Origin of the sequence: Nocardioides seonyuensis (assembly GCF_004683965.1) — a bacterium.
Taxonomy (GTDB): Bacteria; Actinomycetota; Actinomycetes; order Propionibacteriales; family Nocardioidaceae; genus Nocardioides; species Nocardioides seonyuensis.
On record NZ_CP038436.1, the window covers coordinates 2664991 to 2688557 of the forward strand.

Sequence of the window (23567 nt, forward strand, 5' to 3'; positions counted from 1 at the left end):
GTCCGCTCACCAGAGCTCGAGGAGCGAGGTCGTGCCGGCCACTACGGCCCAGAACCGCAGCCCGCGCCCCACGAGCCCGGTGACGAGGAAGATCCAGAACGGCACCCGCAGGACGCCGGCGAGGACGGCCGTCAGGGCGTACGGCGGCAGGCCGACCGCCGCGGAGAGCAGCAGCAGCCCGGCGGTGAAGGCCGGCCGGCCCTCCGCACGCGCGTGCCAGCGGTCCAGGCTCGCCGCCACCTTGGGCTTCTGCAGGTGCTTGTGGACCCACGGCGCGCGGTCGACGTGCATGCCGCCCCAGTACCACAGCACCTTGCCGGCCATCTGCCCGATGGTCGCGGCCAGCACCAGGGCGACGGTGATGCCGGGCTGCTGCGAGGCAGCGACAGCGAGGATCGCCTCGACGTTGATCAACGGGACCAGGGCCGAGGCCACGGACGCGGCGAAGATGCTGAGGAGCAGCAGCGCCATGCTCAGGCGCCTGCCGGGACGGGGAGGCCGATCCGCATCAGGCGCGCCAGTGACACACACTTGAGGACCAGCAGCGCCAGGGCGATGCCGAGGCCGACCCACATCCAGCCGGTGACGAGGAGCAGCACGGCGAAGAGCGCGCTGTTGACCGCCTTGGCGGGCTTGGACCAGTTCCACAGCCAGATGGTCCGGTCGACGACGAAGAAGTAGTTGGGGCTGCGCACCGGCCAGGCCAGGAATGCGATCGAGAGGAAGCAGTCGACCACCATGAACTCCGCCAGGTAGACGAAGATCGCGGGCGACAGGTCTGGCTGCAGCCAGGCGAGCCCGAGGTAGAACGCGGCTGCGTTGAAGCGGTCGCACAGGATGTCGACGACCGCGCCGATGCGCGTCTCGCAGTCGCGCCAGCGGGCATATCCGCCGTCGGCCATGTCGCCGATCCAGTAGACCACCAGCGACGTGACCAGGAGCCACAGCTCCTGCTCGTAGGCCGCGGCCGCGGCCAGCCCGGCCGCGATGACGGTGCGCAGCAGCGTGATCACCGTGGCACCGGTCAGCAGGCGCTCGTCGCGGATGCCGTAGCGGCTGTCGAGGGCAGCCTCGGCCCCGTGTCCTGTTCCCCCCACGGCGGCGATGCTATCCGTTCGCGGCCGTGGTCTCCGTCCACAGGTCGGGCCAGTGGTGGCCCAGCTCGCGCACGAGCTCGCGCAGCAGCGGCAGGCTCACGCCGACGACGTTGTGGTGGTCGCCCTCGATCCCGGTGACGAAGGCGCCTCCGAGACCGTCGATCGTGAAGGCTCCGGCCACGTGCAGCGGCTCGCCCGTGGCGACGTACGCCTCGATCTCGGCGTCGCTCACGTCGGCGAAGTGGACGGCTGTGGACGCGTTCGCCGCAGCCGTCCGGCCCGTCGGGACGTCGCGCAGGCAGTGCCCGGAGTGCAGGACGCCGCTGCGGCCGCGCATGGCCCGCCAACGCTGGACCGCGACGTCCGGGGAACCCGGCTTGCCGAGGGTCTCACCGTCCAGCTCGAGCACGGAGTCGCAGCCCAGCACCAGTGCATCGGCGGGGACGTCGTCGCGGTCCGCCACCGCGGCGCACTTGAGCTCCGCCAGCTGCAGGGCGAGCTCGGCCGGGGGCAGGCCGGTCACCTGTGACTCGTCGACACCGCTGACGATCACGACCGGGTCGATGCCGGCGCCGAGGAGTGTCGTACGACGGGCGGGGGAGGCGGAGGCGAGGACCAGTCGGGGCACTGCCCCACCCTCGCACGGGGCCCGACCATCCCTCGTCCCCGGCCACCCTCGACACAGCGCCGCACCACGGGCACGATGAGGACCGTGACTCGGGATGCGCGGAGTGCCACGGTCCTCGCCACCGTCTGCGCCCTGGTCATGGTGCTCGCGGGCTGCGGGGTCACCCGCGGCGACCAGGCCAACGACCTGCTCATGATCATCCCCAACAGCCCCGGTGGTGGATACGACCTCACCGGACGCGACGCCGTGCAGGTCCTGGAGGACAACGACATCACCGACGGCGACATCACGGTGCAGAACATCGTGGGTGCCGGCGGCGCCGTGGCCATGACCGAGCTCGTGGGCCGGGTCGGTGAGGAGCGCACGCTGATGACCGTGGGACTCGGCGTCGTCGGGTCGACCTACTCCTTCGGCAGCCCCTTCGGCCTCACCGATGCCACGCCGATCGCCCAGCTCATGAGCGAGCCCGAGGGCGTCCTCGTGCCCGGTGACTCACCCTTCAAGACGATCGACGACCTCCTGGAGGCGTGGAAGGCCGACCCTGGCTCGCTGGCAGTGGGCGGCGGGTCCTCACCCGGTGGCCCCGACCACCTGTTCCCCATGCAGCTCGCGGCCGAGGTCGGCATCGACCCCAACGACGTCAACTACGTGACCTACGACGGTGGGGGCCCGCTGACGAGCGCGCTGCTCGGCAAGAAGATCGACGCCGGCTTCTCCGGCCTGCCTGAGTTCGAGGGGTCGATCACGTCGGGTGACCTGCGCGTGCTGGCGGTCTCGGGGGAGGAGCGCTACCCCGAGGGGAGCCCGTTCGCCGACGCCCCCACCCTCGTCGAGAAGGACGTCGACCTGGTGTTCCTCAACTGGCGAGGCGTGCTCGCCCCACCCGATCTCAGCGACACACGTCGCGAGGAGCTGATCGGCTACTTCGAGGAGATGCACGAGACGCCGCAGTGGCAGCAGGTGGTGGAGGAGAACGGCTGGAACGACGACTTCAAGACCGGCGAGGAGTTCGGCGACTTCATCCGCGAGCAGGACCAGCGCGTGTCGGGAACCCTCGAGGAGCTGGGACTGCTGTGAGCCGACCAGACGGAGAGACCCAGGCCGAGCAGGTCGACCGCGCCCAGTACGGCCTCGCGGCCGTGCTGGCGCTCGTCGGGCTCTACACGATCATCGACGCCCGCGGTCTCAACGTCGGCTTCGGCGACCCGATCGGGCCCCGCGTCTTCCCCTACGTCATCGGCTCGCTGATGGTCGTGCTCGCCGTCCTCCTCGCCGTGGCCACCGCGCGCGGCGACCTGCCCCAGGCCGAGGAGGGCGAGGACGTCGACCTCACGAGTCCCCCCGACTGGCTCACGGTCGCCAAGCTGGTCGCGATCCTGGTGCTCAACCTGCTGCTCGTGAACCTGCTCGGCTGGGCGGTCACCGGCGGGCTCCTCTTCGCCGGGTGTGCCTGGGCGCTGGGCTCCCGCACCCTGCTGCGTGACCTGGTCGTGGGAGTCGTGCTCGCGGTCGGCAGCTGGTACTTCTTCTACGTCGGCCTTGGCGTGCCGCTCGCGCCGGGTGTCCTCGACGGGATCCTGTGAGGTCACCGTGGACACCTTGAACCTCCTCCTCGACGGGTTCGCGAGCGCCCTCACCCTCGAGAACCTCATGTACGCCTCCATCGGCGTGCTGCTCGGCACCTTCGTCGGCGTGCTGCCCGGAATCGGGCCTGCGATGGCGCTCGCCCTCCTGCTGCCCGTCACCTACGGCCTCGATGCCACCCAGTCGCTGATCATGTTCGCCGGCCTCTACTACGGCGGGATGTACGGCGGGTCGACCACCTCGATCCTGCTGAACACCCCCGGCGAGTCCGCCTCGGTGATGACCGCCATCGAGGGCAACAAGATGGCCAGGAAGGGGCGAGCGGCCCAGGCCCTGGCAACGGCAGCCGTCGGCTCGTTCATCGCGGGCACGATCGGGACGCTCCTCGTCGCCTTCTTCACGCCGGGCATCGCGCGCTGGGCGGTGGAGATCGGGGCCCCGTCCTACTTCGCGATCATGCTCCTCGCCATGGTGCTGGTCAGCAGCGTGCTGGGAGCCTCCAAGCTGCGCGGCTTCATCGGGCTCGCCATCGGCCTCACCATCGGCCTGATCGGGCTGGACGCCTCGACCGCCCAGGCGCGGCTCACCGGCGGGCTCCTCGAGCTCGCCGACGGCATCGACATCGTGGTCGTGGCGGTCGGTGTGTTCGCCATCGGCGAGGCGCTGTGGACTGCTGCCCACCTGCGCCGCCGGCCCCTCGACGTCATCCCGGTGGGCCAGCCGTTCATGGGGCGCGAGGACTGGGGCAGGTCCTGGGCGCCGTGGCTGCGCGGGACGGCGCTGGGGTTCCCCTTCGGCGCGCTTCCCGCCGGGGGCGCCGAGACGCCGACCTTCCTGTCGTACATCACCGAGCGCAGGCTGGCGAGGCGACACGGTCGCGACGACGAGTTCGGCGAGGGAGCGATCGAGGGCGTCGCCGGGCCCGAGGCGGCCAACAACGCCAGCGCCGCCGGCATGTTCGTCCCGCTCCTGGCGCTCGGTCTCCCCGTCACCGCGACCGCGTCGATCCTCCTGGCGGCGATGCAGAAGTACGGCATCGTCCCCGGCCCGACCCTGATGACCGACCAGCCCGAGCTGATCTGGACGCTGCTCGCCAGCCTCTTGATCGGCAACACGCTGCTGCTGGTCATCAACCTCCCGCTCGCCCCGATGTGGGCCAAGCTCCTGCGGATCCCGCGGCCGCAGCTCTACGCCGGCATCCTGTTCTTCGCCTGCCTCGGCGCCTACAGCGTGGGCCAGAGCTCCTTCGACCTCGCCGTGCTGCTGGCCTTCGGCGGGCTCGGGTTCGCCATCCGCAGGTTCGGCATCCCGGTGCTGCCGCTCATCCTCGGCGTCATCCTCGGACCGCTGATGGAGGTCAAGATGCGGGAGGCGCTCGACCTCTCCGACGGTGAGGTGAGCGGGCTCTTCGACGAGCCCCTGGCGATCTTCGTCTACGTCCTGGTCGTCCTGGCCCTGGTGCTCCCGCCCGTCATCGCTCGAGCTCGTCGCCCCGCGCACCCCACGCACCACAAGCAGGAGGTCCCCTGATGCCCGTCGTGATCGGCTACGTGCCCAACCAGCACGGAGACGCCGCGCTCGCCGCGGGCCTGGCGGAGGCCAGGCTCCGGGGGACCGGCGTCGTCGTGGTCAACAGCACCAAGGGGGACGCATTCGTCGACGAGCGCTACCTCGGCGAGGGGGAGCGCGCGGCCCTCGAGCAGAGGCTCGCGGTCAGCGGAGTCCGCCACGAGATCCGTCAGACCATGGGACGCGACGTCGCCGAGGAGATCCTGGCCACCGCCCGCGACGTGTCAGCCGACCTCATCGTGCTCGGCCTGCGCCACCGGACACCCGTCGGCAAGCTGCTGATGGGCAGCGTGGCCCAGCGGGTGATCATGGAGGCCGAGTGCCCCGTGATCGCCGTCAAGGCGAGCAGCGACAGTGGAGCGCAGGGCCGCTAGGTCCGGCCCGTCCCTCCACCGTCTCCCACAGTGCAGCCGGGGCCGCACGGCGTCGCCACGCCGGTCCAGCCCCGTCGTCGCAGCACCTCGCCGACCAGCGCGGCGAGACGACAGGGCTCGAGGACCTGGAACCACCCCGGCCTCAGGGTGAGGTGGTCCGTGACCACTGCGTCGAGGTCACGTTGGAGGTCGGACCACCGGTCCTGCGTGTCACGGTGCCCGAAGGCTCCGTCCAGCTCGACCAACGTCCGTTCGGTTCCGTAGCGCACGTCCCTGACCACGACGCCGCTGCCAGTGACCTCGCGCACCTGGCGCTCGCCTGCCGGGAGGCCGTGGGCACGCTCGACATGGAGCAGGTAGCGCCGCTCGAGGACCGACCGGGCGCCGGACGCCACGTCCGCCAGGACCTCGCTCAACGTGGCGCGCTGCCGCAGGCGAGGAAGTCGAGCGATCACCTCCTTCAGCCGTTCGGCCGTCGTGAGTCCCTGGTGCACGGCATCGGAGATCAGCGCGATTGCACCGGCTTCGTCGCGGGCAGCTGCGGTCTTGAGGAGGGCGAAGTCGAGCTGTGCCCGAGGCGGCCTGCGGTTCTCGTGGATCCAGGACGTCGCGTCCGCCACTCGTTCGACGGTGACTCCGGGAGGAGGAGCGAGACGCCTGCTGCTGTCGACGACCAGGTGGATGGTGTCCTGGCCCCCGCGCGTCTGGTGGACCCGGTCGCGCGTCATGCCGTGGGCTTCGAGGGCCGACTCGCGGTGGAGGGCAGCCGGGGCGCATGCCAGCACGGCTGCCCACTGGCGTTGTCCCCGGGTCGGGATCCCGTTGTGGCCGACGTAGACGCCTGGGTGCAGCACGTGGAGCTCACCACGGGCGAGCAGGCGTCGTACGTCGGCCCGGCTGGCACGGCAAGCCAGCAGCTGACGTCGGGAGACCACCCCGTCCTGGGACTTCAGTAGGCGTGTGAGTGCGACGTGGTCGAGAAGGCTCTCCGAACGCTTGGGCATCCCGGGAGCGTGGCGCCGCTGCGCGGGCCACCGCGAGGGGTTTCGGCCCATCTGTGGAGAACTCGGGTCCGACAGTGGAGTGCAGGGCCGCTAGGTCCGGCCCGTCCCTCCACCGTCGGCCAGGACGCTCGGGTCAGCGGGGCTGCCCGCTGCTGCGCCAGCCGCCGGGGCCGGGGGCGTGGGGGACCCGGTGCATGCGTGCGGGACGCGACCACTCCGGCGTACGACGAGCCGGCCGGCCGCCGTCGCCGGACCCGAGCGCCGAGAAGACCGCGACGATCGCCGCGACCTCCTCCGGCGTCGCGTCGGCGTTGACGACCCGCAGCAGGGGGGCCTGCGAGGTGACCTCGTCCATCAGAGCGGGATGTTCCCGTGCTTCTTGGCCGGCAGGCTGGCCCGCTTGGTCCGCAGGACCCGCAGCGCCCGGACGATCTCGGCCCGGGTGCTGCGCGGCGAGATGACTCCGTCGACGTAGAGCCGCTCGGCCGCCTCGTAGGGGTTGGCCAAGGTGGTGTCGTACTCGTCCATGAGCTCTGCGCGCAGGGCCTCGGGGTCCTCGGCGGCCTTGAGCTCGTGGCGGTAGAGGATGTTGACCGCGCCCTGGGCGCCCATGACGGCCACCTGGGCCGTCGGCCACGCGAGGTTGATGTCTGCTCCGAGGTGCTTGGACCCCATGACGACGTAGGCGCCGCCGTAGCCCTTGCGGGTGATGACCGTGATCAGCGGGACCGTCGCCTCGGCGTAGGCGTAGATCAGCTTGGCCCCGCGGCGGATGATCCCGTCGTGCTCCTGGGCGGTGCCGGGCAGGAAGCCGGGCACGTCGACGAACGTCAGCACGGGGATGTTGAAGGCGTCGCAGGTGCGCACGAACCGGGCCGCCTTCTCGGAGGCGTCGATGTCGAGCGTGCCGGCGAACTGCATCGGCTGGTTGGCGACGACGCCGACCGGACGGCCCTCGACCCGGCCGAAGCCCACGATGATGTTGGGCGCGAACAGCTCGTGGACCTCGAGGAACTCCTGGTCGTCGAGGACCGTGGTGATGACCTCGTGCATGTCGTAGGGCTGGTTGGGCGAGTCGGGGATGATCGTGTCCAGCGCCCGGTCGAGGTCGTTGACCTCGAAGTCGGCCGGGTCGTCGAAGGCGACCGGCTCGTCGAGGTTGTTCTGCGGCAGGTAGGACAGCAGCGCCCGGACGTACTCCAGCGCGTCGTCCTCGTCGGTGGCCATGTAGTGGCTGTTGCCCGAGCGGGTGTTGTGGGTGCGGGCGCCGCCGAGCTCCTCCATCGTGATGTCCTCGCCGGTGACGGTCTTGATGACGTCGGGGCCGGTGATGAACATCGCGGAGGTCTGGTCGACCATGATCGTGAAGTCGGTGACCGCGGGGGAGTAGACGTGGCCGCCCGCGCAGTTGCCCATGATCAGGGAGATCTGCGGGATGACGCCCGAGGCGTGCACGTTGCGCTTGAAGATCTCGCCGTAGAGACCGAGGGAGACCACACCCTCCTGGATGCGGGCGCCGGCGCCCTCGTTGATGCCGATGATCGGGCAGCCGGTCTTGATCGCGAGGTCCATGACCTTGCAGATCTTCTCGCCGTAGACCTCTCCGAGCGAGCCGCCGAAGATCGAGAAGTCCTGCGAGAACACGCAGACCATGCGGCCGTCGATCTCGCCGTAGCCGGTGACCACGCCGTCGCCGTAGGGGCGCTTCTTCTCGAGGCCGAAGTTGGTCGAGCGGTGGCGGGCGAGCTCGTCGAGCTCGACGAAGGTGCCCTCGTCGAAGAGCAGCTCGATGCGCTCGCGCGCGGACTTGCGGCCCTTCTTGTGCTGCTTCTCGCGGGCCTGCTCGTCCATGACGCGACGAGCCTCGTCGAGCCGGTGCTCCTTCTCCGCCAGGCGTCCGGCGGTGGTGTGCACGTCGAACTCGGGCTTGGCCAGGTCTGGCTCGGTCTCGGGCTGACGGGTGGGCTCTGCGGACAAGGTCGGGCCTCCTCAACGATTTGCTCTGGGGCAATCTAGTGCCCATGAGCTCCTCGCCCGCACCGCGCCCACCCATCGACCCGGATCGGCTCACCGCGCCGCCGGGCTGGCGCATCGTGCTCAGCGATGCGTCGCCGTCCACCAACGCCGACGCCGCGCGCCTGGCCCGGGAGGGTGAGGAGGCCGGGCTGGTGGTGGTCACCGAGCACCAGACCGCCGGTCGCGGCAGGCTGGACCGTGTCTGGGAGACGCCTGCGCGCAGCTCGCTGACCTTCTCGGTGCTGCTGCGCCCGGACGTCCCTGCCGAGAAGTGGCCGTGGGTCCCGCTCCTGACCGGGTACGCCGTCCACGCGGCGCTGGCGGACCGGCTGCCCGAGGTGGTCCTGAAGTGGCCCAACGACGTCCTCGTCGAGGAGCGCAAGGTGGCCGGCATCCTCGCCGAGCGCATCGAGACGCCGCAGGGACCCATGGTCGTGGTGGGCATCGGCATCAACGTCGACCAGTCGCTGGAGGAGCTGCCCGTCGCGCTGGCGACGTCGGTCTCCCTGGAGACCGGTGAGCCCGTCGACCGCACCCAGCTGCTGGGCCAGGTCGTGGGCTCGCTCCACGGCCTCCAGGGGCTGCTGGACGACACCGACTCGCTCCGTGCCGCCTACGCCGACGTCTGCTCGACGCTCGGCCGGACCGTGGACGTCCACCTGCCGGGTGCCGTCGTACGACGTGGTGAGGCGCTCGACCTGGACTCCTCGGGTGCGCTCGTGGTCGGCGCCGACGGCGGCACGTTCACCGTCGCCGCCGGCGATGTCGTGCACGTCAGGCCCACCGGGTGACCTGCTCGGGTGACATGATCTGGACGTGGCCTTTCCGACGAAGCTCCTCAACGACGGCGAGACCGTCGTCGTCTCCACCCGCACCCACCCGAAGGCGCTGATCCTGCCGGGCCTGCTCCTCCTGGTGGCGGCAGCGGTCGTGGCGTGGTTGTTCCGCATGGTCGACAACGAGGTCGTGCGCTGGATCCTGCTGGGCGTCCTGGTCGTGGCGCTCGTCTGGTTCCTGGTGGGTCCCTTCCTCAGGTGGCTCACGACGACCTACACGTTCACCACCCGCCGTTTCATCAAGCGCTCCGGCTTCATCTCCAAGGAGGGCCGCACGATCCCGCTCAACCGGATCAGCGGCGTCGACTTCGAGATCGGCGTCATCGACCGGGTCTTCGGCTGCGGCACGCTGGTGGTCTCCGACGCCAGCACCGACGGCCGCGTCGAGCTGCACGACATCCCTCGTGTCGAGAAGGTCCAGCTCATGGTCTCCGACGAGCTGCACCGTCTCAGCGACGGCGGCCGGCGCGACGATGGCGCCTGAGCGCGACCCGCGGGCGGGAGACCGCCTTGACCGGGCGATCCTCGGGGAGGAGCCGAGCCTGAACGCTCTCGACGTCGCCGCGGAGACCGGGGTGACCGTCGACCAGGCGCGGCGGCTGTGGCGCGCGCTGGGCTTCCCCGAGTTCGTCGGCGAGCGGGCGTTCAACAGCTCCGACGTCAAGGCCGTGGCGACGCTGATGACCTTCGTCGACGCGGGGGCGATCGACTTCGACATGGCGATCAACCTCACTCGCGGGGTGGGCCAGACCATGGCGCGGCTCGCCGACTGGGAGGTCTCGACCCTGGTCAGCCGAGTCGAGGAGCTGGCCGCTGCCGACGAGGCGACCGGTTCCCGGGTGTCGTCGGCGGTGAGGCTCATCGAGGAGGTCAACCCGCCCTTCGAGCAGCTCCTGCTCTATGCCTGGCGCCGTCACCTGGCCGCGGCGGTCGCCCGGATCGAGGCCATGGGCGCCAACGACGAGGACCTCCACACCATCGACGTCACGGTCGGGTTCGCCGACCTGGTGTCGTTCACCGCGCTGTCCAACCAGCTCGACCGCGGCGACATCGGCGACCTCGTCGAGCTGTTCGAGAGCCGCTGCCACGACGTCGTCGCACGGTTCGGCGGCCGAGCCATCAAGAGCCTCGGCGACTCGGTGCTCTTCGTGACCACCGATGCCGTAGCCGCGGTGGAGATCTCTGAGGGCATCGTGAACGTCGTCGGCCGCGACCCCAAGATGCCCGACGTGCGGGTGGGGCTGGCGAGCGGAGCCGTCGTGATGCGGCTGGGCGACGTCTTCGGGCCGCCGGTCAACATGGCCGCCAGGCTCACGCAGGTCGCCCGCCGCAACCGCATCATCGTCGACCAGCGCACCGCCGACCTGCTGCCGGCCGAGGAGTGGGAGCACCGCCGTCTGCCGGCCCGGCCCGTGCGTGGCTTCGGGCTGGTCGAGCCGCTGACGATCCGACGCCGCTGACCCCTGCCGACGGCCCGGTCCGGTCCGCCCAGCTGGACCAGACCAGCGAGTAACATTTCGTGAGACAGCGGCCCGACACGGCTCGGAGACCCTAGTTTCGGGCCGTGCTCGCTGTTCAGGACGTCCGCCTCGACCCCCTCTCGCGCAAGGTGTGGAGGGGTGACTCCGAGGTGTCGCTCTCGCGCAAGGAGTTCGAGCTCCTGTCGGCGCTGATGAGCCGCGCGGGCGAGATCGTGACCCGTGCCGAGCTCATGGCCGACGTCTGGGACACCCAGTTCTTCACCAGCTCCAAGACGATCGACGTCCACCTCGGGTGGTTGCGCCGCAAGCTCGGCGACGACCCGCGCAACCCCGTCCTGCTCTCCACGCACCGCGGGCGCGGGATCCGCTTCGAGCTCGAGGCGAGGACGCCGGTCGCGGCCCCTGCCGAGGACCGACCTCTGGTGCCGTGAGCCGCCCGGGCCTCTATAGGCTCGACGGGTGCCCGCCACCTCGACACCCCGCGCCCCTGCGCTTGCCGTCATCGGCGGGGGACAGCTCGCGCGGATGATGGCCCAGCCGGCCATCGCGCTCGGCCTGCCGCTCCGGCTCCTCGCCGAGGCAGCGGGCGTGTCCGCAGCCCAGGTCATCCCGGACCACGTCGTCGGTGACTACACCGACCTCGACCAGCTCCGCACGGTCACCGCGGGGGCGAGCGTGGTGACCTTCGACCACGAGCACGTGCCCACGGACCACCTGCGTGCGCTCGAGGCCGACGGCGTCGCCGTACGCCCGGGTCCGGGAGCCCTCGTGCACGCCCAGGACAAGGGCGTGATGCGTGCCCGTCTCGCCGAGCTCGGCGTTCCCTGCCCCCGCAACGCGATCGTCACCGACGTCGCGGGCGTCGAGGAGTTCGGCTTCCCGTGCGTCCTCAAGACCACCCGCGGAGGGTACGACGGCAAGGGGGTGTGGGTGGTCCGCGAGACCGCCGACGCGGCCCGGGCCTTCGAGGTCGCCGCCGCGGCCGGGGTCGAGGTGCTGGCCGAGGAGCTCGTCGACTTCAGGCGCGAGCTCTCCGCGATCGTCGCCCGCTCACCGAGCGGCCAGGCCGCTGCCTACCCCGTCGTCGCGAGCACACAGCTCGGCGGCGTGTGCCACGAGGTCATCGCTCCTGCCCCGGACCTCGACCCGGCGCTGGCCGGCGAGGCGCAGCACATCGCGCTGCGCGTGGCCGGCGAGCTCGACGTCACCGGGATCCTGGCCGTGGAGCTCTTCGAGACCGTCGACGGCCGCATCCTCGTCAACGAGCTGGCGATGCGCCCGCACAACACCGGGCACTGGACCCAGGACGGCGCCGTGACGTCGCAGTTCGAGAACCACCTCCGCGCTGTGATGGACCTCCCCCTGGGCTCGCCCGAGCCGCGCGAGAGGTGGACGGTTATGGTCAACGTCCTGGGAGGCCCCCAGGATGCGGGTCGACTCTGGGACGGCCTGCCCCACGCAATGGCGCGTGATCCCCGGCTGCGGGTCCATCTCTACGGCAAGGACCTCAGGCCGGGCCGCAAGGTCGGCCACGTCAACGCCTACGGCGACGACCTGGACGACTGCCTGGCACGAGCGCGCCACGCGGCGGCCTGGTTCCGCGGCGAGCTCGGCAACGAAAGCGAGTAGCAATGACTGAGCAGGTTCCCGCCCGTCACGACGGCGCCGGCCCGCGCGTGCGCGTCGGCATCGTGATGGGCTCCGACTCCGACTGGCCGGTCATGCAGGCGGCCGGTGAGGCGCTCACCGAGCTGGGCGTCGGCTGGGAGGCCGACGTGGTCTCGGCCCACCGCATGCCCACCGAGATGATCGCCTGGGGCCAGCAGGCCCACGAGCGCGGGCTCAGCGTGGTCATCGCCGGTGCGGGCGGTGCGGCCCACCTGCCGGGCATGCTCGCGTCGGTGACGCCGCTGCCGGTGATCGGAGTCCCCGTCCCCCTGAAGCACCTCGACGGCATGGACTCGCTGCTCTCGATGGTCCAGATGCCGGGAGGCATCCCGGTGGCCACCGTGGCGATCGGCAACGCCCGCAACGCCGGCATCCTCGCGGCGCGGATCCTCGGCACGAGCGACCCCGAGCTGCAGCAGCGCCTCGTCGACTTCCAGGCGGAGCTGGCGCGGACGGCCCACGCCAAGGGAGCCGTCGTGCGCGAGGCCGCCGGCGGCGGCAGGAAGGTGGGCTTCTGAGATGACCACGACCCAGTCCAGGCTCGAAGCCATCTACGACCTCGTCCTGCACCGCAACGCCGGGGAGACCGAGTTCCACCAGGCCGTGCGCGAGGTGCTCGACTCCCTCGGTCCGGTGATCGCCCGCCACCCCGAGTACGCCGACGCCCGCGTCATCGAGCGCATCTGCGAGCCCGAGCGCCAGATCATCTTCCGGGTGCCGTGGGTCGACGACAACGGCCGGATCGAGATCCACCGTGGCTTCCGCGTGGAGTTCAACTCCGCCCTCGGGCCCTACAAGGGCGGGCTCCGCTTCCATCCGAGCGTCTACCTCGGCATCGTGAAGTTCCTCGGCTTCGAGCAGATCTTCAAGAACGCCCTGACCGGGCTCCCCATCGGCGGGGGCAAGGGTGGCTCGGACTTCGACCCCAAGGGCCGCTCCGACGGCGAGGTCATGCGGTTCTGCCAGTCCTACATGACCGAGCTCTACCGCCACATCGGCGAGTACACCGACGTCCCCGCTGGTGACATCGGTGTCGGGGGACGTGAGATCGGCTACCTCTTCGGCCAGTACAAGCGCATCACCAACCGCTATGAGTCCGGTGTGCTCACCGGCAAGGGCATCGGCTGGGGTGGCTCGGTCGTGCGCAAGGAGGCCACGGGCTACGGCACGGTCTTCTTCGTCGACGAGATGCTGCGCCAGCGCGGCGAGGGCCTCGACGGCAAGCGCCTGGTGGTGTCGGGCTCCGGCAACGTCGCGATCTACGCCATCGAGAAGGTCGAGCAGCTCGGCGGCGTCGTCGTCGCGTGCTCCGACTCCAGCGGCTACGTCGTCGACGAGGCGGGCATCGACCTCGAGCTCCTCAAGCAGGTCAAGGAGGTCGAGCGCGGCCGCATGTCCGACTACGTGGCGCGCCGGCCCGGCGCGCGCCTGGTCACCGACGGCTCGATCTGGGACGTCCCGTGCGAGGTCGCGCTTCCGTGCGCCACCCAGAACGAGCTCTCGGCGTCCGACGCGCTGGCCCTGGTCAAGAACGGCTGCACCGTCGTGGCCGAGGGCGCCAACATGCCGTGCACCCCCGACGCGACGAACGTATTCTCCGACGCAGGGGTGCTGTTCGCCCCCGGCAAGGCCGCCAACGCCGGTGGCGTGGCGACCAGTGCGCTCGAGATGCAGCAGAACGCCTCGCGCGACTCCTGGACCCACGACCACACCGAGGCTCGTCTCGACGAGATCATGCGCGGCATCCACGACCGGTGCGCCTCGGCCGCCGAGGAGTACGACCAGCCCGGCAACTACGTGCTCGGTGCCAACATCAGCGGCTTCAAGCTCGTGGCCGACGCCATGCTGGCGCACGGCGTGATCTAGGAGGACGCCTGACCGGCAGCCGGCCCGCCCCTCGCCTCGTCGGCATCGACCTGGCGAGGTGCCTGGCGCTGCTCGGGATGATCGCCACCCACGTCCTGGACGAGCGGACGGAGACCGGGTCGCTCGCCCTCGGGCAGGCCGTCGCGGGCGGTCGTGCGTCGGCGCTGTTCGCCGTCCTGGCGGGGGTCAGCCTGGCGCTGATGGCACGGCGTCGTCCGGTCGTGCCCGGGCTGGTCGTGCGGGCGCTGCTCATCGCTGCAGTGGGGCTGGCCCTGGGTGAGCTGGACTCCGGGCTGGCCATCATCCTGACCTACTACGGGCTGCTGTTCCTGCTCGCGATCCCGTTCCTGGGGCTCTCCGCCCCTGCCCTTCTCGTGCTGGCGGCAGCCTGGGTCGTCGTGGCGCCGGTGGTCTCCCACGTGGTGCGCCCCGACCTCCCCGGGCGGGGCTTCGAGAGTCCCTCGCTCAGCCAGCTGGGGGACCCGTCGGCGCTGCTCAGCGAGCTGGCGTTCACCGGCTACTACCCGGTGGTCCCCTGGCTGGCCTACGCCCTGGTCGGCCTGGCGCTGGGCCGTCTGGACCTGTCGGGGCGTCGTGTCCCCGCGGTGCTGCTCGGGGTCGGTGCCTCGTTGGCGGTGGTCGCGACCGCGGTGTCGCGATGGCTCACGTCCCTGCCCTCCGTCGCGGAGGCACTGGTGGCGGACCCGCCGGCAGGCCGCCAGACGATCGAGGAGCTCCTCGATGCGATCTCGACCGGGATGGCGGGCACGACGCCCACCGGCGGGACGTGGCAGTGGCTCCTCGTGGTGGCGCCCCACAGCGCCACGCCGTTCGACCTCGTCCAGACCATCGGCAGCGCGGTCGCCGTGATCGGCGCGTCGCTGCTGCTGGTGGCGTCGGTGGGGGAGCTCGGCGAACGGTTCCTGGCCGTCCTCTTCGGCGCCGGGACCATGACGCTCACCCTCTACTCGCTCCACGTGGTCCTGCGCACCGAGGGCGTGCTGCCCACGGAGCTGGCCGACAGCTACCTCTTCCACGTCGTCGTGGTGCTGGGCATCGGCATGGTCGTGGCCGGCCTCGGGCGCCAGGGGCCGCTGGAGCGGGTGGTGGGGCTGGCGGTGCGGGCGGCCAACGGCCGTAGGTTGGGCGCATGACGATCCGCTGGGGCATCGCAGGGACCGGCCTGATGGCCGAGATGTTCCTCGCCGACTTCGCCCACGTGCCCGACGCCGAGGTGACCGTCGTCGGCAGCCGTACGACCGAGCGCGCGGCGCAGTTCGCTGCCACCCACGGGATCGCGCGGGGCTGCACCTACGCCGACCTCGTCGATGCCGACGTCGACGTGGTCTACCTCGCCACCCCGCACCCCCATCACCGCGACCTCGCGCTGGCCGCCATCGCCTCAGGCAAGCCGGTGCTGGTGGAGAAGGCGTTCACCGCCACGCTCGCCGGAGCCCGCGAGGTCGTGGACGCGGCCAGGGAGGCCGGCGTCTTCTGCATGGAGGCGATGTGGACACGGCTCCAGCCGGCCGTCCTGCGAGCCAAGGAGCTCGTCGCGTCCGGTGAGCTGGGTGGGCTGCTCATGGTGCAGGCCGACCTCGGCGCCTTCCGGACCTACGACCCGACCCACCGCCTCTTCGACCCCGAGCTGGGCGGTGGCTCGGTGCTCGACCTCGGCGTCTACCCGATCTCCCTCGCGCAGCACTTCCTTGGCACGCCGGACCGGGTGAGCGCCGTCGGCACCCACTTCCCCAACGGCACGGACGCCTCTGCGGTGGTCACCATGGCGTACGACGACGGGCGGGCCGCGTCGGTCATGTGCTCCCTGACCTCCGAGACGCCCGGTCGGGCGGTCGTCGCGGGGACACGCGGCTCGGTGGAGATCGCCCCGCGCTTCCACCACCCCACCCGCATCGTGGTTCAGCGCAACGGCGAGGAGCCGGTCGAGCACCACCTCCCGACGCTGGGCCGCGGCTACGCCCTCGAGATCGCCCACGTGGGGGAGTGCCTGGCGGCCGGGCTCACCGAGAGTCCTGTCATGTCCCTCGACGACACGCTGGGGGTCCAGTGGGTGATGGAGGAGGCTCTCGCGCAGCTCGGCATCAGCCCGCGCGAGGGCCGAGTGTTCCGGTGACGGATCGGGCGAGGCGGAAGCCCAGGTCGTCGAAGGCGGCCTCGGGATGGGTCTTGCGACGGACCCCGACCCGGCAGCTCCAGTGCGGGTCGCCCCAGCCGCCCCCTCTGATGACGCGGTACGACCCGTACACCTCCGGGTCGTAGAGGTCCCAGCACCACTCCCACACTCCGCCCAGGGTGTCGTACAGGCCCCACGCGTTGGGTGCCTTCAGGGCAACCGCGTGCGGGCGTCCGTGGGAGTTGTCGGCGTACCAGCCGATCTCGTCCAGGTCGCCGTGGCGAGGGCCGGTCGAGCCCGCCCGGCAGGCCACCTGCCATTCCGCATCCGTCGGCACGCGGTATCCGCTTGCGTCGCGGTCCCAGGTCACGCAGTGCCGACCAGCGCGTTCCACTGCCCCACGGTGACGACAGTGGGGGCGACCTCGAACGCATCGACGTCCACCGTCCACGTGCGCCCGGTGCGGCGGTCGACCATGACCTCGGCCACGGGGGCGTCGATGGGGACCCTGACCATGTCGATCGGCACGGCGGCTCAGTCGTCCACGCGGCCGCGGAGGGCCTTGGTCTCGCCGCGGGCCTTCTTGGCCTTGAGCCGGCGTTCCTTCGAGCCGCGGGTGGGCCGGGTGGGACGACGTGCCGGAGGCGGCGGTGCCAGGGCCTCACGCAGCTGGTCGGCCAGTCGCTCGCGCGCCGCGACCCGGTTGCGGTGCTGGGAGCGGTGCTCGGAGGCGGCGATCGAGATCCGACCGGTCGGCCAGCGTCGCAGGGCACGTCGGCGCTGGGCGTCGGTGAGGGCGGCGGAGGAGCTGACGTCGTACTCCAGCTCGACGCGGCTGTCTGCTGTGTTGACCGACTGGCCGCCGGGGCCGGGGGAGCGCGAGAAGCGCTCGACCAGCTCGGCGGCGGGCACCACGAGCCCCGTCGGCAGTCCGGGACCGGGCGGCACGGTCAGGTCGCCGCCCGGGCTCGTCGCGGGACTCATCGCCCGCGCTTGCGCCACTCGATCGCCGGGCAGGTGTCCATCACCATGGGCACGCCGGCGGCGGCCGTGCGCTCGAAGGCGGCCTCGTCGATGACCCCCAGCTGGAACCACACGCCCTTGGCGCCGATCGCCACGGCCTGGTCGGCGAACTCGCCGGCGGCCTCGGACCGGCGGAAGACGTCCACGACGTCGACCGGGAACGGGACCTCGGCCAGCGTCGCGTAGCCCTGCTCGCCCAGCACCGTGGGGGCGTCGGGGTGGATGGGGACGATTCGCTTGCCGCGCTGCTGCAGCAGGTGTGCGATCTCGTAGGCGGTGCGCGTGGTGTCACCCGAGAGCCCGACGACTGCCCAGGTCTCGAGGTCGTCGAGCATCAGGTCGACGTGTGCCTTCTCCTGCCACTGGCTCATGACCCGAACCTAGCCCGGCCCCCGACACCGCGCATCACGAGAGGGCCCGCCGCACGGCGTCGATCGCCTCGTCGAGGTCGGCGCCCGGTCCCAGCACGACGACGTGCCCACCGCGCCCTGCATCGTCGGGCTCGCGGGTGGAGAACATCCGCTCCACCTCGTCCATGGCCCGCTCGAACTCCGCCTCGGTCTCCCCCTGGCTGGTGATGCGACGCAGCCACCGGCGCAGGACGTGGTTGTGGGCCGTCACGACCGACGCTGCGAGCAGCTCGGCCCGGAGGTCGGCCCGCAGGGCGGCCGCGGCGTCCGCGTCGTCGTACCAGCTCCGGGCGAACCTGCGGAAGGCCTCCTGGTAGCGCTGCATCCCGGCGATCTCGCGCTCGCGCAGGGCCGGGACGCTGCGGGTGAGCCGGTAGCGGGCACGGGCGTGCTCGTCGTCGTCGAGGTAGTGGCGAAGCACGATGTGGGCGGCCTCGCGCACGGCCAGGAAGTGCTGGCCGGTCGTCGCGGCGGCAAGGCGGGCCTCGATCCTCGACAGGACGGCCTCGTGGTCGGGGAAGATCACCGCCTCCTTGGACGGGTAGGTCCGGAAGAAGGTCGAGCGCCCCACGCCGGCCCGCTCGGCGACCTGGTCGACGCTCGTGGCGTCGTAGCCCTGCTCTGCGAAGAGCTCGAAGGCGGCCTCGCGCAGGCGGGCGGCGGTGGTGTGGGGCACGGGCGCTCCTGGTGGTGGGACTCAGTATCAGTGTTATCGTACTCAGTACCAGCCCCGATGCAGCCTGAGGTGATCACGCGTGTCCGACTTCCCCCTCTACGCCCTCTCCGAGGAGCACCAGGCGATCCGGGCGGCGGTCCGAGACCTCTGCGACAACAAGGTGGCGCCCTACGCCGCCGCGGTCGACGAGGAGGCGCGCTTCCCCCAGGAGGCCGCCGACGCCCTCCTCGCTGCTGACTTCCACGCCCCCCACGTGCCCGAGCAGTACGGCGGCGCCGGCGCCGACGCGCTCGCCACCGTCCTCGTGATCGAGGAGGTCGCCCGAGCCTGCGTGTCGTCCTCGCTCATCCCCGCGGTCAACAAGCTGGGCTCGCTGCCCGTCCAGATCGCCGGGTCCGAGGAGCTCAAGACCAAGTACCTCGGCGCGCTCGCCCGCGGGGAGGGCGGCTTCTCCTACTGCCTCTCAGAGCCCGACGCCGGGTCCGACGCCGGCGGCATGAAGACCCGAGCCGTCCGCGACGGCGACGAGTGGGTCATCGACGGCGTGAAGCGCTGGATCACCAACGCGGGCGAGTCGGAGTTCTACACGGTCATGGCCGTGACCGATCCCGAGAAGAAGACCCGCGGCGGCGTCTCCGCCTTCGTCGTGGAGAAGTCCGACGAGGGCGTCTCCTTCGGTGCCCCGGAGAAGAAGCTCGGCATCAAGGGCTCGCCCACGCGCGAGGTCTACTTCGACAAGGTGCGCATCCGGGCCGACCGGATGATCGGCGAGGAGGGCACCGGCTTCGCCACTGCCATGAAGACCCTCGACCACACCCGCGTCACCATCGCCGCCCAGGCGGTGGGCGTCGCGCAGGGCGCCCTCGACTACGCGCTCGACTATGCCAAGGAGCGCCAGCAGTTCGGCAAGTCGATCGCCGACTTCCAGGGGCTGCAGTTCCTCCTCGCCGACATGGGCATGAAGGTCGAGGCCGCGCGCCAGATGACCTACGCAGCGGCCGGGCGCTCCGAGCGCGGAGACGACGACCTGACCTTCTTCGGTGCCGCCGCCAAGTGCTTCGCCTCCGACGTGGCGATGGAGGTCACCGTCAACGCCGTGCAGGTGCTCGGGGGCTACGGCTACACCCGCGACTACCCCGTGGAGCGGATGATGCGCGACGCCAAGATCACCCAGATCTACGAGGGCACCAACCAGGTCCAGCGGATCGTGATGGCACGCCAGCTCCTCGCCGGGGTGCAGTCACAGCTCTGAGGACGCCTCGCGTCAGAGGGCGTGCGGGAGCACGCCGACCACGAGACCCACGAGGGCGCAGACCCCCAGTGTGCGCAGCACCGACCAGCCGCGCCCGAAGGTGAGAGCGCAGCCGAGGAGGGTGATCGCCAGGGGCGCCCACTGGATCGACGCCAGGTGGGGGTACTCGACGTCGAGGAGCCCGAAGGTCAGTCGACTCGTCTCGTCGAAGAGCGTGTGCTGGGCGAAGAACACGGCGAGGCTGGCGATGACCCCGACGACGGCAGCGGTGATCCCGGTCAGCGCGGCGGAGAGTGCGCGGTTGCCGCGCAGCCGCTCGACGTACGGCGCCCCGAGCAGGATGAACAGGAAGCACGGCACGAAGGTCACCCAGGTGACGAGGAGTGCCGCGAGGGTGGCCGCCACCCACGGGTCGAGGTCGCCCGGAGCGCGGTAGGCGCCGACGAACGCGACGAACTGGACCACCATGATCAGCGGACCGGGAGTGGTCTCCGCCAGGGCGAGGCCCCGGACCATCTCGCCCGGCGCCAGCCACCCGTAGACGTTGACGGCCTGCTGGGCGACGTAGGCGAGGACGGCGTACGCACCACCGAAGGTGACGACGGCGGCGCCGGAGAAGAAGAGGCCCTGGTCGACGAAGATGCTGGACCGTCCGAACGCGAGAGCGGCCAGGACCACCGGTGCGAACCACAGCACGAGCCCGATCGCCAGGATTCCTGCGGCGCGGCGTCCTGAGGGGCGTTCGGTGTGCAGTGCGTCGTCGCTGATCAGTGGTGCCGGGCCGTCGTCGGTCGCGGCGGCCCGGGGGGTCGTGAGGGACGGGATGAGCCCGCCCAGCACCCATCCGATGACCGCGGCCACGCCGACCACGACGGGGAAGGGAACAGCGACGAAGGTGAGGGCGACGAAGGAGGCGACGGCGAGGCCGACCAGGGCAGGGTGGGCGAGGCCCTTGCGAGCAACACGGATCACCGCCTGGATGACGATGGCGATGACGGCCGGGCCGAGTCCGAGGAAGAGCGCCTCGACCAGGGTCGTGTCGCCGAAGGCGACGTAGACCGCCGAGAGGGCGAGCAGCGCGGCCACGCCGGGCAGGATGAAGAGGATGCCTGCCACCAGGGCGCCCTTGACGCCGTTGAGGAGCCAGCCGACGTAGGTCGCCAGCTGCTGCGCCTCCGGGCCGGGAAGCAGGGTGCAGTAGGAGAGTGCGAAGAGGAAGCGCTGCTGTCCGATCCAGCGCTTCTCGTCGACCAGGGTGCGTTGCATGACCGCGATCTGTCCCGCCGGACCGCCGAAGGTCTGCAGCGAGATGGCGAACCACGCCCTGGTCGCCTCGCGGAGCGGGATGACGTCGTGGTTGTGCGCCGGCTGCTCCGTGCTCCGACGGTCGTCGTGGGATGTCGCAACCACGGTCACACCCTCGCCGCGCGCCGAGCGATTGTCAAGTGACTCGGTGCACTATTGCCTGCCGAGCGGCTCGCCTCAGTCGAGCAACCGCTCCATGTCTGCGGCCATCGTCGAGATCTCCCTGGCCGGAGTCGGAGTGTCGTCGTAGTTGCCGTCGACGAGGGTCGCCAGCCCCTCGGCGAGCCCGTTGAGCTCGGTGGTCTCGACGCCGACCATGAGCGCGACGGCGCGGGCGTTCTCGGGCCGGTCGGCCGGGTCCTTCTCGAGCAGGGCCTCCACGACCACGCGGAGCTCCTCGGGGACGGTGCCGGGCAGCGGCGGTGGCGGCTCGTTGACGTGGCTCATCGCGGTGGCGATGGGGGTGCCGCGGTCGAACGGACGACTCCCCGTCAACATCTCGTGGGCGACCACACCGAGCGCGTAGAGGTCGCTGGCGCCCGTGGCGGGCCTGCCCATCGCCTGCTCGGGGCTGATGTAGTTGGGGGTGCCCAGCATCTCGCCCATGCGGGTGTGGCCGCTCGCGTCGAGGGCCCTGGCGATGCCGAAGTCGGTCACCTTCACGACGCCGTCGGGCCGCACGAGGATGTTGGCGGGCTTCACGTCGCGGTGCACCACGCGCGCCTCGTGTGCCACGCCCAGGCCCAGAGCAGCCTGGCCGATGATCGAGCGCACGACGTCGGGCTCCATCGCCCCGGTCTCGCGCAGCAGTCCGGAGAGCGACGGTCCGTCCACGAGCTCCATGACCAGGTAGGTGAGGGCCTCGTCCTCGCCGTAGTCGAAGACCGTGGTGATGTTCGGGTGCATCAGGGCTGCGGAGTGGAGGGCCTCGTCGCGGAAGCGCTTGGCGAACATCTCCTCGTTGTCAGCGTCGGCACGCATGACCTTGACTGCCACAGCCCGTTGGAGGACGTCGTCGGTGGCCGACCAGACGTCGGCCATGCCGCCGGCGCCGATGCGCTCCTGGAGCACGTAGCGATCACCGAGGCGGAAGTCTCGAGCGAGTCTCTCCACGGGTACTTCCAATCTAGAGCAGGTGCCCGTGCGGTACCCGCACACGCCGCGACGATGCTACGCGTTGACACGCGAGAAGCCGCATGGGCGAATTGCGTAACGCGAAGTTAACTCCATTTGGTAATACCTCGAAACATGCCGTTCCTAGGTTCGCCGTCACCGAACGACACAAGGGCGTGTCGCCCCTGCACGGCAGAACCGAGAGGTATCCCCAGTGTTGAACACACGCACACGTACGACCGTGGCCACTGCCGCGGTCCTGGTCGCTGCTGCGACCCTCAGCTCCTGTGGCGGCACGAAGTCGGGAGCGGAGGCATCCGCTGCATCGTCCTGCGTCGAGACGGACGGTGACTCGATCAAGCTCGGGTTCCTCAACTCCACCAGTGGCGCGATGTCCATCAGCGAGCAGACCGTCCGTGACTCGCTGAACCTGGCGGCAGCCGAGATCAACGCATCCGGCGGGATCCTCGACAAGGAGATCGAGGTCGTCGAGGAGGACGGCGCCTCGGACCCGGCGATCTTCGCCGAGAAGATCGGCAAGCTCCTCACCAGCGACTGCGTCGCCGCGGTGTTCGGCGGCTGGACGTCGGCCTCCCGCAAGGCGATGCTCCCGGTCGTCGAGGCCAACAACGGGCTGCTCTTCTACCCCGTGCAGTACGAAGGGCTCGAGGCCTCCGAGAACATCTACTACACCGGCGCCACGACCAACCAGCAGATCATCCCCGCCATGGACTTCCTCAAGGCCAAGGGTGTGAAGACGCTCTTCCTCGCGGGCTCCGACTACGTGTTCCCGCGCACGGCGAACAAGATCATCAAGCAGTACGCCGCGGAGCTGGGCATCGAGATCGTGGGGGAGGAGTACGTCCCGCTGGACAAGGACGACTGGTCGACCCAGGTCGCCAAGATCGTCAAGGCGAAGCCCGACTTCGTGTTCAACACGATCAACGGCTCGTCCAACGTCGGGTTCATCAAGGCCTACTACGAGCAGGGCCTCAGCCCGGAGACCTCGCCCATCATCTCGGTGTCGATCGCCGAGGAGGAGGCGCCGTCGATGGGGAAGGACGTGACGGGCCAGTTCGCCGCCTGGAACTACTTCCAGTCCGTGGAGTCGCCGACGAACGAGACGTTCATCGAGGCGTTCCAGGAGAAGTACCCAGACCGGCCCACCTCTGACCCGATGGAGGCGGCGTACACCTCGCTCTACCTGTACAAGAACATGGTGGAGAAGGCGGAGTCCTTCGACGTCGACGAACTGAACGATGCAGCCGACGGCGTGACCTTCGACGCCCCCGAGGGCGAGGTCACGATCAACGGGGAGAACCACCACATCGCCAAGACCGCCCTGATCGGCCGGATCAACGCCGACAACCAGTTCGACATCGTCTGGTCCTCCGAGGAGCCCATCGAGCCGGATCCCTTCCTGGAGGGCTACTCCTGGTGGAACCCCGACGCGGAGTGACCCGGTAGCCACCGCCGGCGCCGCGGTGGTCCCGCGTCCTCCCTCCCTCTAGGGACGCGGGGCCACCGCATC

General features: G+C 70.6%; 28 protein-coding genes. 15 read left to right on the forward strand and 13 right to left on the reverse strand.

The window, feature by feature from the left end:
- Window positions 1-6 precede the first annotated feature (6 nt).
- The 3 genes from EXE58_RS12900 to EXE58_RS12910 are packed head-to-tail and all read right to left on the reverse strand — an operon-like array spanning window position 7 to window position 1725.
- Entirely contained in the window at window positions 7-471 is a 465-nt protein-coding gene (locus EXE58_RS12900) for a VTT domain-containing protein (RefSeq protein WP_135268267.1), read from the reverse strand.
- 2 nt (window positions 472-473) lie between these two features.
- Complete coding sequence (locus EXE58_RS12905; protein ID WP_135268268.1) at window positions 474-1097, reverse strand: CDP-alcohol phosphatidyltransferase family protein; 624 nt, start codon at window positions 1095-1097, stop codon at window positions 474-476.
- A gap of 10 nt (window positions 1098-1107) precedes the next feature.
- A complete protein-coding gene (locus EXE58_RS12910; RefSeq protein WP_135268269.1) occupies window positions 1108-1725 on the reverse strand; it encodes a Maf family protein in 618 nt (205 codons plus the stop codon).
- 84 nt (window positions 1726-1809) lie between these two features.
- Here EXE58_RS12910 and EXE58_RS12915 point away from each other — a divergent pair, with 84 nt between their 5' ends.
- From EXE58_RS12915 to EXE58_RS12930, 4 genes are read left to right on the forward strand one after another with little or no spacing between them, the layout of a single operon-like run.
- On the forward strand, window positions 1810-2802 hold the full coding sequence (locus EXE58_RS12915) for a Bug family tripartite tricarboxylate transporter substrate binding protein (protein ID WP_244242208.1): 993 nt from the start codon (window positions 1810-1812) through the stop codon (window positions 2800-2802).
- On the forward strand, window positions 2799-3308 hold the full coding sequence (locus tag EXE58_RS12920; RefSeq protein WP_135268271.1) for a tripartite tricarboxylate transporter TctB family protein: 510 nt from the start codon (window positions 2799-2801) through the stop codon (window positions 3306-3308). The genes EXE58_RS12915 and EXE58_RS12920 overlap by 4 nt, the downstream gene beginning before the upstream one ends.
- 7 nt (window positions 3309-3315) lie before the next feature.
- The gene (locus EXE58_RS12925) at window positions 3316-4839 is read left to right on the forward strand and encodes a tripartite tricarboxylate transporter permease (RefSeq protein ID WP_135268272.1); all 1524 of its coding nucleotides are present in this window, start codon (window positions 3316-3318) and stop codon (window positions 4837-4839) included.
- Entirely contained in the window at window positions 4839-5252 is a 414-nt protein-coding gene (locus tag EXE58_RS12930) for a universal stress protein (RefSeq protein WP_135268273.1), read from the forward strand. The genes EXE58_RS12925 and EXE58_RS12930 overlap by 1 nt, the downstream gene beginning before the upstream one ends.
- On the opposite strand, the gene EXE58_RS12935 is transcribed toward EXE58_RS12930, so the two are convergent.
- The 3 genes from EXE58_RS12935 to EXE58_RS12945 form a co-directional block, all read right to left on the reverse strand.
- Window positions 5249-6256: a type IV toxin-antitoxin system AbiEi family antitoxin domain-containing protein gene (locus EXE58_RS12935; protein ID WP_167288872.1), complete on the reverse strand. Its 1008-nt coding sequence runs from the start codon at window positions 6254-6256 to the stop codon at window positions 5249-5251. The genes EXE58_RS12930 and EXE58_RS12935 overlap by 4 nt on opposite strands.
- Before the next feature lie 133 nt (window positions 6257-6389).
- Entirely contained in the window at window positions 6390-6611 is a 222-nt protein-coding gene (locus EXE58_RS12940; RefSeq protein ID WP_135268275.1) for an acyl-CoA carboxylase subunit epsilon, read from the reverse strand.
- A complete protein-coding gene (locus EXE58_RS12945) occupies window positions 6611-8191 on the reverse strand; it encodes an acyl-CoA carboxylase subunit beta (RefSeq protein WP_135269574.1) in 1581 nt (526 codons plus the stop codon). The genes EXE58_RS12940 and EXE58_RS12945 overlap by 1 nt, the downstream gene beginning before the upstream one ends.
- An 86-nt stretch (window positions 8192-8277) precedes the next feature.
- Here EXE58_RS12945 and EXE58_RS12950 point away from each other — a divergent pair, with 86 nt between their 5' ends.
- From EXE58_RS12950 to EXE58_RS12990, 9 genes are all read left to right on the forward strand, one after another.
- Window positions 8278-9063, forward strand: a complete 786-nt coding sequence (locus EXE58_RS12950; protein WP_135268276.1) for a biotin--[acetyl-CoA-carboxylase] ligase — start codon at window positions 8278-8280, stop codon at window positions 9061-9063.
- Between the two features lie 25 nt (window positions 9064-9088).
- Window positions 9089-9592 carry a PH domain-containing protein gene (locus tag EXE58_RS12955; protein WP_135268277.1) on the forward strand — a complete coding sequence of 168 codons (504 nt, stop codon included), beginning with the start codon at window positions 9089-9091 and terminating at the stop codon, window positions 9590-9592.
- The gene (locus EXE58_RS12960; RefSeq protein ID WP_135268278.1) at window positions 9582-10568 is read left to right on the forward strand and encodes an adenylate/guanylate cyclase domain-containing protein; all 987 of its coding nucleotides are present in this window, start codon (window positions 9582-9584) and stop codon (window positions 10566-10568) included. Before EXE58_RS12955 ends, EXE58_RS12960 begins: the two co-directional genes overlap by 11 nt.
- Window positions 10569-10672: 104 nt before the next feature.
- Window positions 10673-11020, forward strand: a complete 348-nt coding sequence (locus EXE58_RS12965; RefSeq protein WP_135268279.1) for a winged helix-turn-helix domain-containing protein — start codon at window positions 10673-10675, stop codon at window positions 11018-11020.
- A 28-nt stretch (window positions 11021-11048) separates the two neighbouring features.
- On the forward strand, window positions 11049-12218 hold the full coding sequence (locus EXE58_RS12970) for a 5-(carboxyamino)imidazole ribonucleotide synthase (protein WP_135268280.1): 1170 nt from the start codon (window positions 11049-11051) through the stop codon (window positions 12216-12218).
- Between the two features lie 2 nt (window positions 12219-12220).
- Complete coding sequence (purE, locus tag EXE58_RS12975) at window positions 12221-12775, forward strand: 5-(carboxyamino)imidazole ribonucleotide mutase (RefSeq protein WP_135268281.1); 555 nt, start codon at window positions 12221-12223, stop codon at window positions 12773-12775.
- Window position 12776: 1 nt separating this feature from the next.
- On the forward strand, window positions 12777-14123 hold the full coding sequence (gene gdhA / locus EXE58_RS12980; protein WP_135268282.1) for an NADP-specific glutamate dehydrogenase: 1347 nt from the start codon (window positions 12777-12779) through the stop codon (window positions 14121-14123).
- On the forward strand, window positions 14012-15277 hold the full coding sequence (locus EXE58_RS12985; protein ID WP_167288874.1) for a heparan-alpha-glucosaminide N-acetyltransferase domain-containing protein: 1266 nt from the start codon (window positions 14012-14014) through the stop codon (window positions 15275-15277). Before gdhA ends, EXE58_RS12985 begins: the two co-directional genes overlap by 112 nt.
- Entirely contained in the window at window positions 15274-16257 is a 984-nt protein-coding gene (locus EXE58_RS12990; RefSeq protein ID WP_135268284.1) for a Gfo/Idh/MocA family protein, read from the forward strand. Before EXE58_RS12985 ends, EXE58_RS12990 begins: the two co-directional genes overlap by 4 nt.
- On the opposite strand, the gene EXE58_RS20110 is transcribed toward EXE58_RS12990, so the two are convergent.
- The 5 genes from EXE58_RS20110 to EXE58_RS13010 are packed head-to-tail and all read right to left on the reverse strand — an operon-like array spanning window position 16226 to window position 18366.
- Window positions 16226-16594 carry a formylglycine-generating enzyme family protein gene (locus tag EXE58_RS20110; protein WP_244242209.1) on the reverse strand — a complete coding sequence of 123 codons (369 nt, stop codon included), beginning with the start codon at window positions 16592-16594 and terminating at the stop codon, window positions 16226-16228. The two genes, EXE58_RS12990 and EXE58_RS20110, sit on opposite strands and share 32 nt — an antisense overlap.
- Before the next feature lie 29 nt (window positions 16595-16623).
- Window positions 16624-16785, reverse strand: a complete 162-nt coding sequence (locus EXE58_RS20115; protein WP_244242210.1) for a hypothetical protein — start codon at window positions 16783-16785, stop codon at window positions 16624-16626.
- Between the two features lie 6 nt (window positions 16786-16791).
- Window positions 16792-17241 (reverse strand): alternative ribosome rescue aminoacyl-tRNA hydrolase ArfB, encoded by a 450-nt coding sequence (gene arfB / locus EXE58_RS13000; protein ID WP_135268285.1) that lies wholly within the window; start codon window positions 17239-17241, stop codon window positions 16792-16794.
- Complete coding sequence (locus tag EXE58_RS13005; protein ID WP_135268286.1) at window positions 17238-17651, reverse strand: CoA-binding protein; 414 nt, start codon at window positions 17649-17651, stop codon at window positions 17238-17240. The genes arfB and EXE58_RS13005 overlap by 4 nt, the downstream gene beginning before the upstream one ends.
- A gap of 34 nt (window positions 17652-17685) precedes the next feature.
- Entirely contained in the window at window positions 17686-18366 is a 681-nt protein-coding gene (locus EXE58_RS13010) for a TetR/AcrR family transcriptional regulator (protein ID WP_135268287.1), read from the reverse strand.
- A 79-nt stretch (window positions 18367-18445) separates the two neighbouring features.
- On the opposite strand from EXE58_RS13010, the gene EXE58_RS13015 reads away from it, so the two are divergent.
- Window positions 18446-19618 (forward strand): acyl-CoA dehydrogenase family protein, encoded by a 1173-nt coding sequence (locus EXE58_RS13015; RefSeq protein WP_135268288.1) that lies wholly within the window; start codon window positions 18446-18448, stop codon window positions 19616-19618.
- A 12-nt stretch (window positions 19619-19630) separates the two neighbouring features.
- Here the strand turns inward: EXE58_RS13015 and chrA are convergent, their stop codons facing one another.
- Window positions 19631-21028: a chromate efflux transporter gene (chrA, locus tag EXE58_RS13020; RefSeq protein ID WP_135268289.1), complete on the reverse strand. Its 1398-nt coding sequence runs from the start codon at window positions 21026-21028 to the stop codon at window positions 19631-19633.
- Window positions 21029-21100: 72 nt separating this feature from the next.
- Window positions 21101-22036 carry a serine/threonine-protein kinase gene (locus EXE58_RS13025; RefSeq protein WP_208544007.1) on the reverse strand — a complete coding sequence of 312 codons (936 nt, stop codon included), beginning with the start codon at window positions 22034-22036 and terminating at the stop codon, window positions 21101-21103.
- Between the two features lie 214 nt (window positions 22037-22250).
- On the opposite strand from EXE58_RS13025, the gene urtA reads away from it, so the two are divergent.
- Window positions 22251-23495 carry an urea ABC transporter substrate-binding protein gene (gene urtA, locus EXE58_RS13030; protein WP_244242211.1) on the forward strand — a complete coding sequence of 415 codons (1245 nt, stop codon included), beginning with the start codon at window positions 22251-22253 and terminating at the stop codon, window positions 23493-23495.
- Window positions 23496-23567 lie beyond the last annotated feature (72 nt).